Below are 11,731 nucleotides of genomic sequence, written 5' to 3' on the forward strand. Positions count from 1 at the left end.
AAAACCCTAATCTAATGGATTAGGGTTTTTTTATGTTTTAATAAGATGATTATTTAAAATTTTCCTCTCTAGTCAGTTTTACTTATATTATAGACTGTATTAACAAAAATAAAAATTGTGAAATTGACTTACCAAGGAACGAAGAGAAAGTGAAAAAGCTGATGAAGTCAATCGAATTTCAACAGTAACAAAGGGGGAGATGAATATTGAACTAATCCCCGCCTAATTTCTGATGAAATTTGAAGCTGGAGATTCCTGCGAACACCAGTTATTTAGCAGGCTAACCCCGTCGCACCGACGGTTAGCAGTACAGACGAGTATGATAGAGATATACAAGGGGGGATTATAATGCCGAAGCAGGACTTATTATATCATTTTCAGGCAGCGGAAGATTTAACTGGTAAAAAAGATGAATTCCCTAAAGTGATAGATGATATGGCTGCTTTTGATACATATATTTATCAAGTGATTACAGCCTGTACGAATGATTCATCAGGAAAGATTATTAAGAAAATAAGAGAAAATGCGAAAACACGCCATGATACAATACAGATCTATCATGATGCTTATAAAACGGTAATGACAAACATGGCGAAACAATATACAGATCATATCAATGATATAAAGGTGCAAGATATAACATTGTACTATGATATTATAAAGAAAGAAGTGAGTGGTTCTGTTTAAGGGCCATTTTTTTATGTTTAAATGAAAATTCACATTATTAGCTAGTAGGATGTTCAAATATGGTACGATAAACGATAGTGACTACAGGAAAGGATGTTGTTATGAGTAAAACATTAGTATTAGCAGAAAAACCTTCAGTTGGAAGGGATATTGCTAAAGTATTGAATTGTTATAAAAAAGGGAACGGTTTTTTAGAAGGAGATAAATATATTGTAACGTGGGCGCTTGGTCATCTAGTAACATTAGCTGACCCGGAAGGATACGGGGAAAAATACCGCTCATGGAAAATGGAAGACTTGCCAATGCTGCCGTCACCTTTAAAGCTTGTCGTTATAAAGAAGACGAGCAAGCAGTTTTATGCGGTGAAATCACAATTAGATAGGAAAGATGTTCATGATATTGTCATTGCGACAGATGCTGGTCGCGAAGGTGAGCTTGTGGCGAGATGGATTATTGACAAAGCAAAAGTGAACAAGCCTATCAAACGGTTATGGATATCCTCTGTAACAGATAAAGCAATTAAAGAGGGTTTCCGCAAGCTGAAGGATGGAAGAGAGTATGAAAATCTTTATGCCTCGGCTGTTGCCCGTGCAGAAGCGGACTGGATTGTCGGTTTAAATGCTACAAGGGCATTAACAACGAAATATAATGCCCAGCTTTCTTCAGGACGTGTACAAACACCGACACTCGCTATCATTGCCAAAAGGGAAGAGGAAATAAGGAATTTCCAGCCGAAAAATTACTTTGGAATAACAGTGAAATCGGAAAATGGTTTACAGCTCGTTTGGCAGGATCAGAAGACAAATGATATTAAAACATTTAATGAACAAGTAATCGATGGACTGACAAAAAAGCTTCAGCAAGAATCGGTTAATATAATAGAAGTAAATAAAACATTGAAAAAAAGCTATTCACCTGCTTTATATGATTTAACTGAACTGCAAAGGGATGCAAATAAGCGATTCGGTTTCTCTGCAAAAGAGACATTGTCTATTATGCAAAAACTGTATGAACAGCATAAAGTACTGACATATCCGCGGACAGATTCCAGATATATTACATCAGATATTGTAGAAACTTTGAAAGATCGAATTTCGGCATGCAGAGTGAAGCCTTATGCACAGGTTGCGTCTAAATTATTAAACGGACAGATCCGTGTAAATAAATCATTTGTTGATGACGGCAAAGTAAGTGATCATCATGCAATTATTCCGACAGAGGAATCTGTTCCATTGAGTGCGATGACAGATAAAGAAAGAAAAATTTATGATCTAGTCGTTAAACGTTTTTTAGCTGTTCTTATGCCTCCATTTGAATATGAACAAACAACAATTAAAGCAATGATCCAAAATGAAGTATTTATCGCAAAAGGAAAAACGGTTATTAATCAAGGCTGGAAAGCAGTATATGATCAGGGGTTAGAAGAGGAAGAGACTGATGTGATTCATGATCAGAATTTGCCGAAACTGGAAAAGGGAGATCAGTTAAAGCTTGCGTCTCTTATAAAGACAAAAGGGGAGACAAAGCCGCCAGCACCATTTAATGAAGCAACATTATTATCTGCGATGGAAAACCCTGCAAAATATATGCAAGGAGAAAGCAAGGATTTAATTAAAACAATTGGTGAGACAGGTGGACTCGGTACAGTAGCAACGAGAGCTGACATTATCGAAAAGCTTTTCAGCAGCTTTTTAATAGAGAAAAAAGGCAAGGATATTTCCATTACATCAAAAGGAAAGCAGCTTCTAAATTTAGTTCCAAAAGACTTAAAGTCACCTGTATTAACGGCTGAATGGGAACAGAAATTAACACTTATTGCAAAAGGGAAATTAACAAAGCAAATTTTCCTTAATGAAATGAAAAGCTATGCAAAAGCAGTTGTACAGGAAATCAAAGTGAGCGATGAGAAATTTAGACATGATAATGTAACTGGAAGCAAATGTCCGGAATGTGGAAAGCTGTTATTAGAAGTATCAGGTAAGAAAGGTAAAATGCATGTTTGTCAAGATAGAGAATGCGGCTATCGTAAGGGAGTTTCCAGAGTAACTAATGCGAGATGTCCTCAATGTCATAAAAAGTTAGAACTTCGTGGAGAAGGGGAGGGACAAATCTTCGTCTGTAAATGTGGACATCGAGAGAAACTTTCTTCATTTAATGAGAGAAGAAAGAAGACACAAAATAGTAAAGTATCGAAACGTGATGTCGCAAAATATATAAAAAAGCAGGATGATGATTTCTCAAATCCGGCACTTGCCGAAGCTCTGGCAAAGCTGAAATTAGACAAATAATGCGATGAAAGCTAATCAAAACGATGATTAGCTTCGTCTTTTTATGGGTAAATCCTCAAGTAGCCATTAATGGATATGTAAGTACATTATAGCAATCTATTCCAATATAATGAATTTTTTATGATTAAATAGTTACAAATTAGTGATCTTTCCTTGAACTTTAGATGACAGTTCTGTTAACTCAGTAACATATGAGATGTCCTCTGGTATTATAGTTCTAGCAAGATTAACCCAATAAAAAATCTTTTCTTTATATAATAAAAAAGGTGGTGGACCAGTTGTTAAAACGTTTTAAACCTGTTCTTTTTATGTTATTTTCTTTATCACTTCTATTATTAGGAGGATGTAGTGAATATAAGATCTTTGACCCAAAAGGGCCAGTTGCAGCTACTCAGCGTGATCTTATTATGTATTCTATCTACTTTATGCTTTTCATAATGGTCATAGTATACATTCTATTTACTTTCGTTGTGGTCAAATACCGCAACCGTAAGAACTTTAAGGAAAGTGATTATGATCCTAGTCTCCACCATAGTACAAAGCTGGAGATTCTTTGGACAATCATTCCTATTATTATCGTTATTGCCTTATCAATTCCGACAGTTAAAGTACTTTACGAATTGGAAGGACCGCCGAAAGCAACTGCTCATAAAGAGCCGATTGTTATTCATGCGACTTCTGCAGACTGGAAATGGATTTTCAGCTATCCTGAAGAGGATATTGAGACAGTTAACTATGTTAAAGTACCTGAAGACAGACCGATTTTATTCAAGATCACTTCTGCAGACTCAATGACTTCTTTCTGGGTTCCGCAAATAGGCGGTCAGGAATATGGTATGCCGGGAATGGTAAATGATCTTTACCTTCAAGCAGATGAGCCTGGAGTGTATGATGGAATGAACTCTAACTTTACAGGTAAGAAAATGGCTTTCCAAAGATTTAACTTTATTGCTGTAAAAGAAACAGATTACGATAAATGGGTGAAAGATACACAAGAAAAAGCACCTGAATTAACAGAAGAGAAGTATGAGAAATTAATGCTTCCGGATAGCGTAGGAGAAATGACATTTTCAAATACTCATTTAGGTATCGTAGATCATGGGGTAGATTCTGGAACTTATGCAATGAAAATACGTGAAAAATATGGGGTTAAGCAAGAAAATCCTCATCAGCAGCAAGAGGAAACAGCTTCAAATGAAGAATCAAGTGCACATGAGCAACAACATTAAGAAAGGGGAACATTAGATGTTTGACTTTATAAAAGATAATTTAATTCTTAATGATCCAATGCTTATCGGTGCAAACATTTCTATTTTATTATCAGTAATTGGAATTGTGTTCGTTCTCACGTATTTCAAAAAATGGAAATGGCTCTGGAAAGAATGGATCACATCAGTTGACCATAAAAAAATAGGTATTATGTATATCATTGCAGCGATCATCATGCTTTTCCGCGGTGGTGTCGATGCATTATTAATGAGGGCACAATTAACAGTGCCGGATAATAGCTTTTTAACATCTCAGCACTATAATGAGATCTTTACAACACACGGTACAATCATGATTATTTTCATGGCGATGCCGTTTATTATGGGGTTAATGAACATTGCTGTTCCATTGCAAATTGGAGCAAGAGACGTTGCATTCCCATACTTAAACTCTTTAAGTTTTTGGGCATTTTTCTTCGGAGCAATTTTATTCAATATTTCCTTCGTATTTGGTGGATCACCAGATGCAGGTTGGACAAACTATGCTCCGTTAGCCATTGAGGGAAGCGGCGGACCAGGAATTAACTATTATTTACTTGGTTTACAGATTTCCGGTATTGGTACGTTAATGACAGGTGTTAACTTTATCGTAACAATTATTAAAATGCGTGCGCCTGGTATGACATTAATGCGTATTCCGATGTTCACATGGACATCACTCGTTACTGCATTTATTATCGTTTTCGCATTCCCAGTATTAACGATTACTTTAGCATTAATGACATTTGACAGACTATTTGGTACTCACTTCTTTACATTAGCTGATGGCGGTATGCCGATGCTTTGGGCAAACCTTTTCTGGGTTTGGGGACATCCTGAAGTATATATCGTTATCTTACCGGCATTCGGTGTTTTCTCTGAGATTATCTCAACGTTTTCAAAGAAAACACTATTTGGTTACAAATCAATGGTTATATCAATTATAGCCATTTCATTCCTAAGCTTCTTAGTTTGGGTTCACCACTTCTTCACAATGGGAGGAAGTGCAGCAGTTAACTCTGTATTCTCTATCTCAACGATGGCGATTGCTATACCGACGGGGATTAAAATATTTAACTGGCTGCTCACACTTTATAAAGGTAAAATTGAAACGACAGTGCCAATGCTTTGGGCACTTGGATTTATTCCAACATTCTTAATTGGTGGGGTAACAGGGGTTATGCTTGGAATGGCAGCAGCTGATTTCCAATATCATAACAGTTACTTCCTTGTCGCTCACTTCCATTACACATTAATCGCTGGAACAGTGTTTGCTTGTTTTGCAGGTTTTGTGTACTGGTATCCAAAAATGTTTGGTCATAAATTAAATGAACGCATCGGAAAATGGGTATTCTGGTTATTTACAATTGGTTTCAATGTTTGTTTCTTACCGCAGTTCTTATTAGGATTCGACGGTATGCCAAGACGTATTTACACATACGCTGCAGAAGACGGCTGGACACTTTGGAACGTTGTATCAACAATCGGTGGTTTAGGAATGGGTCTTGCCTTTATCCTGCTTGTTTATAATGTATACTACAGCTTCCGCTATGCGAAGAGAGAAACAACAGGAGATGCATGGGGCTGCGGACGTACGCTTGAATGGGCAACATCAAGTGCAATGTCTCCACATTACAACTTTGCAGTTACTCCTGAAGTAAAAGGTCTTGATGCATTCTGGATTATGAAAGAAGAAAGAAAAGCAGGTAAGGTAGAAGAGGTTGAATACAAACCGATTCACATGCCTAGCAATGCAGGTACACCATTTGTTATGTCAGTCTTCTTCTTTATTGCAGGTTTTGCATTAGTGTTTAAACTTTGGTGGATGGCTATACTTGGAGGAATTGGAGTACTAGCTTGTATGGCAGTTCGTTCCCTTCGCTCACATAAAGAAGATGTAGGCTATTATGTCAGCGTAGAAGAAATTATTAAAACGGAAAATAAGGAGGCGTAAGTTATGGCACATGAACACGAGAATATCAGTCCTGACACGCCCTTAGAATATCAGTCTAGTATAGGAAGACTAAATATATTCGGATTCTGGATTTTCCTGGGCGCTGAAATTGCTCTCTTTGCAACAATATTTGCGACATACTTTACAATTTACAGCTTTACAGTAGGCGGTCATGGTCATGGTGCCAATGCTGGCGGATGGCCCCTGCCTTCTGAGCTGTTTGAACTAGGCAATACGCTAGTAATGACAATTGTCCTTTTAATAAGTAGTTTCACTTGTGGTTTAGCAATTCATGAAATGAGAAAAAGAAATGTAAAGGCAATGGTTGTATGGCTCGTTATTACGTTACTATTCGGTTTATCATTCCTTTACCTTGAAATCAATGAGTTTATTCATCTTGTTCATGAAGGTGCTGCACTTGGTACAAACGCATACTGGTCTTCATTCTATTTCTTAACAGGAACACATGGACTCCACGTATCGCTAGGTATACTATGGATGACTTTAATTATTTTCCAAGTAATTAAAAGAGGTTTAACACCGGATACAGCTAAGAAAGTTTTCATTGCCAGCTTATATTGGCACTTCTTAGACTTTGTATGGATCTTCGTTTATACTGGTGTTTACCTATTAGGGATGGTGTGATAAATGTCAAATAAAACAAATACTCATCATGGCTTTCCTTGGGGACACATTGTAGGTTTAATTTTATCGATTGCTTTAACATTGTTAGCAGCAGGTCTTGCTTTATATACTGATTTATCTCTAACAGTAATTGTGTGGATTATATTCAGCCTTGCATTTTTACAGGCAGCTATCCAGTTATTTATGTTCATGCATATTAGAGAGGGAGACGGTGCATGGCAAATTGGTAAAATGCTTTCGGCTGCTTTTATTGCAATCGTTATTGTGTACGGATCAGTTTGGGTAATGACAAATATGCACTAATATAGTATAGGATAGAGCAATTTAATGTAACTTAGACTGTAGACAAATTATATTTGTCTACAGTCTTTTTGTTTAGGGGAAGGTTCCTTCATGATCGGCTTCCGTATTGAAGACAGCTTTTATTTCTAAAAATATAAGGAATATAGAAGCCGAAATTCATATTGAAGATGGTTGTAAAGAAGTTGTTTTACTTATGTATAGCACTCAGGAGTTAGTTGAAATTATTGATAAAGAAATGATGAGATTTGACGAGGAAATGGAAACGTGAAGATTTATTAAACTAATTAAAACACTTCTCAAATAAAAATATGCTGGCAAACTGAAGCACCCGTTAATTTTAACGGGTGCTTTTTTATGTCGAGATTAACATTTGGTTATTCAATAATTCTAAATGAGCGTTTTCTTTGTCCTTTAAAGAATGGACGTACAAACACATGGATTAATGTTAAGTGTGCAATAATAACATTGGCGATAAATGCGATTCCGAATAACCAATGTCCAAATGTTCCTAGATCGTAATTCATATAAGCAATTAATACTCCCCATAACCCTATTACTACGGGTATATGCATAATTGCCAATGTTCTTTTTTCGTTCCAAAGGAATAACGGAGTAGTAGTTACAATTAATAAGTATGCAAAGAAACCTGTCATGTTTTTCAGCTCCTTTTAAATTGTTTACGCTTTCAATTGTGTCTAAAAAAAGAATAAATTGTGAACTTTCTGTTACGTTTAGTATACCACATCCATAAAGAAATGAAACAAGTTTTTTTATGTTTTAAGAAAAATTTGACTCTTATCCCCTATTAGAGTATAAAATAACCTATAAAGTGAACCTTCTATCAGTAGTTTTTTTATTCCCTACTGAATAGTTAGTTAAACTTATCGGATCTTTACGGACAGTTGATCTCCCACCTGGCTTCTTTAGTACTTTCAGAATCTTAAGGTGGGAGTCTTACTGCCCGTTAAGGATGAGATAAATATGTAGAAAGTATAGAAAGGGAGAAAAAGAAAGTGAGCAAAACAACTGAAATTTCAAAGAAGAAATTGCTCGGTATTGCCGGTCTTGGCTGGATGTTTGATGCGATGGATGTTGGGATTCTGTCCTTTGTTATCGCAGCACTGAAAGTGGACTGGGGTTTATCCGTAACGCAAATGGGCTGGATTGGGAGCGTAAATTCAATTGGTATGGCTGTCGGAGCATTACTTTTTGGACTGATGGCTGACCGTATAGGCAGAAAAAAAGTCTTTATTATTACATTATTATTATTTTCTATTGGGAGCGGCTTATCAGCACTGGTAACAACTTTAGCATTATTCCTTGTTTTAAGGTTTTTCATCGGGATGGGTCTCGGGGGTGAACTGCCTGTTGCTTCAACACTCGTTTCAGAAAGTGTGGAAGCACATGAAAGAGGCAGAGTTGTCGTTTTACTTGAAAGTTTTTGGGCAGGGGGCTGGCTTATTGCTGCCTTAATCTCTTATTTTGTTATTCCGAGCTTCGGCTGGCAGGCCGCATTATTATTAAGTGCTCTACCTGCGTTTTATGCTCTTTATTTACGTTTGAAATTACCGGATTCTCCGAAGTTCCAAGCGATAAAAGGGAAGTCGGAACAAAGGGAGCCAATGTTCAAGAAAATAGGCCAAATTTGGGCAAAGTCGTATAAGAAGCAAACTGCCATGCTTTGGATTTTATGGTTTTCAGTCGTATTTTCTTATTACGGTATGTTTTTATGGCTGCCAAGTGTCATGGTAATGAAAGGTTTCAGCTTAATTCAGAGTTTTGAATATGTACTTATCATGACCGTTGCACAGCTGCCTGGTTATTTCAGTGCAGCATATTTAATTGAGCGTTTCGGACGTAAATTTGTATTGATTACATATTTAACTGGAACAGCTTTAAGTGCTTATTTCTTTGGAAATGCAGAAGGGCTGGCTCTTCTATTAACTTCCGGTATTTTCCTATCTTTCTTTAATCTTGGTGCCTGGGGTGCTTTGTATGCTTATACACCGGAACATTACCCGACTGAAATACGTGGGACAGGCTCAGGAACAGCGGCTGCTATTGGAAGAGTTGGGGGTATTTTAGGTCCGTTATTAGTCGGTTATTTAGTGACTGCTGGAGTTACTATCAATATTATTTTCCTTATTTTCTGTATTGCAATTTTTATTGGAGCATTAGCTGTATTACTGCTGGGGGATGAGACGAAGCAGAAGAAATTAGTTTAAAATAGGATAGATATCTGATTCCGAAAGTATTTACAATATAGTTAATACTATATAAAAGGAATCAGGTATTTTTATTTTCTCACACAAACTTCACAATAATCATTTAATCTTAACTTTAAGTTCTTCTTATAATTGACCTTTTCTGTATATCTCCTTATGTAAGAGAGATAAGAAGGGAAATAACTACGTCTAGAAACTGAGTTTGGAGGAAGAAGATGAGAAGGAAATTATCGATGTTTTTATTAGTATCTATGTTAGTTTTGTTAGCGGCATGTAATGGAAAGGAAGAAACAAAGGAAGTACCAAAAGCGATTGAAGTAAAACTGGATGTCCCTGAAACTGCTGAAGTAAATAGTAAGGTTGAAATGAAAGCAGTTGTAACACAAGGGGATGAAAAAGTAGCAGACGCAGATGAAGTAGAGTTTGAAATATGGGAAGAAGGTAAGAAAGAAGAGAGTAATACGATTAAAGCAAAAAATAATGGTGATGGCTCTTATGAGGCACAGACAAAATTTGAACATAATGGCCTCTTTACAGTACAGGTTCATGTAACAGCAAGGGATATGCATACAATGCCGAAAAAATCGGTTACAGTTGGTGAAGGTATAAAGGATGGGGAAGAAAAACATGAGCATGAAAATGAGGCAAATGGGGAGCATGCTCATACTGAAGGATTTGCAATGCATTTTGCAGCCTTAGAAAATGTGCAGGTGGAAAGAGAAACAGAGCTTTCTGTACATTTACAAAAGGATAATAAACCGTTAGAGAAAGCGAAAGTTCGCTATGAGATTTGGAACGATAGCAAACTGGAAAAACATGAATGGATTGATGCCGACGAGTCTGCCGCAGGAGAATATAAAGCAAAGCATAATTTTACAGAAGCGGGAAATTATAAGATTCAGATTCATGTTGAGAATGATGAAGGATTACATGAACATGAAGAACATCAAATAGAAGTGAAGAAATAAACAAATAAAGTCGAATGCTGATTCATTTTGGTGTTCGGCTTTTTAATTATTAACAAAGGTAAGCATTTCCTGTGTATAAATTGTGAGTAATTAGATAAAGAGATAATATATATAGTAGGGAATAATTGTTCCTATACAAAATATGGATTACACCTGTGGATATGTGGATAAAAATTGTGGATAAACTGTTCCTAAGTGGATAACTATGTTGTTAATATCTGAATTTTCAATGGAATTTATTATAAATTTTTAGAGAAAGGGGATAATAGCCTGAAAAATATACAAAATTCGCCATGTTTCACGTGAAACAGTGAAAATCCTACATAAAACAACAAAAATAACGGAGTATATCGATTATACTCCGTTATTCCTGGAAATTTCACTTTACTTCAAATAATCTTAAGCCAGCATGATTTGTTGGACCAACGTATTCATTAAGTGCGAAAGAATGACGGATTGCAGCTGTAATAAATTTCTTAGCAGAATAAATTGCTTCTTTTACAGAAGCACCTTTTGCCAACTCAGCTGTAATCGCTGCAGAATATGTGCAGCCAGCTCCATGAGTATAGCCGCCCTCAATTCTTTCCCCTTCAATAATTTCTATTTTTTCCCCATCATAAAGAACATCGATTGCTTTTTCATGTTTTAATTTGCTTCCGCCTTTTACTAGAACGTATTTTGCTCCAAGTTCGTGAATCTTTATAGCTGCAGCTTTCATTTCTTCTACAGTAGTAATTGTTCCGAGTCCACTTAGCTGTCCTGCTTCAAAAAGGTTTGGAGTGATGACAGTAGCGACTGGTGTTAATATTTCCTGTAATGCTTTCGCATGGTCCGGATAGAGAACTTCATCTGCCCCTTTACAAACCATGACTGGATCAACAACAACATTTCTTAACTGATGTTTTTTAATTGTTTCAGCAGCAAGCTCAATAATTTCTACAGTCGGAAGCATTCCAGTCTTTAATGCATCAACACCGACACCTTCAATAATTGTAGCAAGCTGGGATTTAATCGTTTCAATCTCGATAGGAAATACTTGATGATTCCAGCTGTTATGCGGGTCCATTGCAACGATTACAGTTAATGCAGTCATTCCGTAAACACCATGCTCTTGAAATGTTTTTAAATCAGCCTGAATACCTGCTCCACCGCTGCTATCAGAACCTGCAATTGTTAAAGCTTTATTTAATGACATATATGAGTTCCTCCATTAATTTATTAAAAATGATTTACCTCACACTTAACGGGCAGTAAGATTCCCGCTTCAAGAGAGTGAAAAGCAAGGAAGTCTATAAGCGACAGACAAACTACCTGTAAAGGTCCGATAAGTTCATCTAACAATCAGCGGGGAAAGAACCCCACTGATTGAAGCTTTCCTTTATTAGCAATTTTCCTTAATATGTAGTATAACGAA

Annotated in this window: 11 protein-coding genes and 1 pseudogene; 10 read left to right on the forward strand and 2 right to left on the reverse strand. The window is 36.5% G+C overall.

What is annotated here, in order from left to right; translation table 11 throughout:
- Window positions 1–83: 83 nt before the first annotated feature.
- The 8 genes and pseudogenes from BFA01S_RS23780 to BFA01S_RS22435 form a co-directional block, all read left to right on the forward strand.
- Window positions 84–188 (forward strand): annotated as a pseudogene (locus BFA01S_RS23780) (hypothetical protein); the annotation flags it as partial.
- A gap of 160 nt (window positions 189–348) precedes the next feature.
- Window positions 349–687: a hypothetical protein gene (locus BFA01S_RS12495; RefSeq protein WP_066230760.1), complete on the forward strand. Its 339-nt coding sequence runs from the start codon at window positions 349–351 to the stop codon at window positions 685–687.
- Between the two features lie 101 nt (window positions 688–788).
- Window positions 789–2,975, forward strand: a complete 2,187-nt coding sequence (locus BFA01S_RS12500; RefSeq protein WP_066230762.1) for a DNA topoisomerase III — start codon at window positions 789–791, stop codon at window positions 2,973–2,975.
- A 278-nt stretch (window positions 2,976–3,253) separates the two neighbouring features.
- Window positions 3,254–4,204, forward strand: a complete 951-nt coding sequence (qoxA, locus tag BFA01S_RS12505; RefSeq protein ID WP_066230764.1) for a cytochrome aa3 quinol oxidase subunit II — start codon at window positions 3,254–3,256, stop codon at window positions 4,202–4,204.
- 16 nt (window positions 4,205–4,220) lie between these two features.
- Complete coding sequence (qoxB, locus tag BFA01S_RS12510; protein ID WP_066230768.1) at window positions 4,221–6,176, forward strand: cytochrome aa3 quinol oxidase subunit I; 1,956 nt, start codon at window positions 4,221–4,223, stop codon at window positions 6,174–6,176.
- Between the two features lie 3 nt (window positions 6,177–6,179).
- Window positions 6,180–6,821 (forward strand): cytochrome aa3 quinol oxidase subunit III, encoded by a 642-nt coding sequence (qoxC, locus tag BFA01S_RS12515; RefSeq protein ID WP_066230771.1) that lies wholly within the window; start codon window positions 6,180–6,182, stop codon window positions 6,819–6,821.
- Between the two features lie 3 nt (window positions 6,822–6,824).
- On the forward strand, window positions 6,825–7,124 hold the full coding sequence (gene qoxD, locus BFA01S_RS12520) for a cytochrome aa3 quinol oxidase subunit IV (RefSeq protein WP_066230774.1): 300 nt from the start codon (window positions 6,825–6,827) through the stop codon (window positions 7,122–7,124).
- 106 nt (window positions 7,125–7,230) lie between these two features.
- A complete protein-coding gene (locus BFA01S_RS22435; protein WP_156483657.1) occupies window positions 7,231–7,392 on the forward strand; it encodes a hypothetical protein in 162 nt (53 codons plus the stop codon).
- A gap of 106 nt (window positions 7,393–7,498) precedes the next feature.
- On the opposite strand, the gene BFA01S_RS12525 is transcribed toward BFA01S_RS22435, so the two are convergent.
- Window positions 7,499–7,777 (reverse strand): spore morphogenesis/germination protein YwcE, encoded by a 279-nt coding sequence (locus BFA01S_RS12525; protein WP_066230777.1) that lies wholly within the window; start codon window positions 7,775–7,777, stop codon window positions 7,499–7,501.
- 432 nt (window positions 7,778–8,209) lie between these two features.
- On the opposite strand from BFA01S_RS12525, the gene BFA01S_RS12530 reads away from it, so the two are divergent.
- Together BFA01S_RS12530 and BFA01S_RS12535 are read left to right on the forward strand one after the other, a co-directional pair.
- Window positions 8,210–9,349, forward strand: a complete 1,140-nt coding sequence (locus BFA01S_RS12530; RefSeq protein WP_412758825.1) for an MFS transporter — start codon at window positions 8,210–8,212, stop codon at window positions 9,347–9,349.
- A 215-nt stretch (window positions 9,350–9,564) separates the two neighbouring features.
- Window positions 9,565–10,317, forward strand: coding sequence for a FixH family protein (locus BFA01S_RS12535; RefSeq protein ID WP_066230784.1), 753 nt, complete (start codon window positions 9,565–9,567; stop codon window positions 10,315–10,317).
- Window positions 10,318–10,696: 379 nt separating this feature from the next.
- On the opposite strand, the gene BFA01S_RS12540 is transcribed toward BFA01S_RS12535, so the two are convergent.
- A complete protein-coding gene (locus BFA01S_RS12540) occupies window positions 10,697–11,512 on the reverse strand; it encodes a bifunctional hydroxymethylpyrimidine kinase/phosphomethylpyrimidine kinase (RefSeq protein WP_066230786.1) in 816 nt (271 codons plus the stop codon).
- Window positions 11,513–11,731: the final 219 nt, after the last annotated feature.

It is taken from the genome of Metabacillus fastidiosus NBRC 101226, from assembly GCF_001591625.1.
GTDB classification, from domain to species: Bacteria; Bacillota; Bacilli; order Bacillales; family Bacillaceae; genus Metabacillus; species Metabacillus fastidiosus.

What these genes read in the sequence shown, in the direction of transcription:
- BFA01S_RS12495 (WP_066230760.1), top strand. Translation starts at nt 349, where the DNA reads ATGCCGAAGCAGGACTTATTATATCATTTTCAGGCAGCGGAAGATTTA.
- BFA01S_RS12500 (WP_066230762.1), top strand. Translation starts at nt 789, where the DNA reads ATGAGTAAAACATTAGTATTAGCAGAAAAACCTTCAGTTGGAAGGGAT.
- qoxB (WP_066230768.1), top strand. Translation starts at nt 4,221, where the DNA reads ATGTTTGACTTTATAAAAGATAATTTAATTCTTAATGATCCAATGCTT.
- qoxC (WP_066230771.1), top strand. Translation starts at nt 6,180, where the DNA reads ATGGCACATGAACACGAGAATATCAGTCCTGACACGCCCTTAGAATAT.
- qoxD (WP_066230774.1), top strand. Translation starts at nt 6,825, where the DNA reads ATGTCAAATAAAACAAATACTCATCATGGCTTTCCTTGGGGACACATT.
- BFA01S_RS12525 (WP_066230777.1), bottom strand. Translation starts at nt 7,777, where the DNA reads ATGACAGGTTTCTTTGCATACTTATTAATTGTAACTACTACTCCGTTA.
- BFA01S_RS12530 (WP_412758825.1), top strand. Translation starts at nt 8,210, where the DNA reads ATGGATGTTGGGATTCTGTCCTTTGTTATCGCAGCACTGAAAGTGGAC.
- BFA01S_RS12535 (WP_066230784.1), top strand. Translation starts at nt 9,565, where the DNA reads ATGAGAAGGAAATTATCGATGTTTTTATTAGTATCTATGTTAGTTTTG.
- BFA01S_RS12540 (WP_066230786.1), bottom strand. Translation starts at nt 11,512, where the DNA reads ATGTCATTAAATAAAGCTTTAACAATTGCAGGTTCTGATAGCAGCGGT.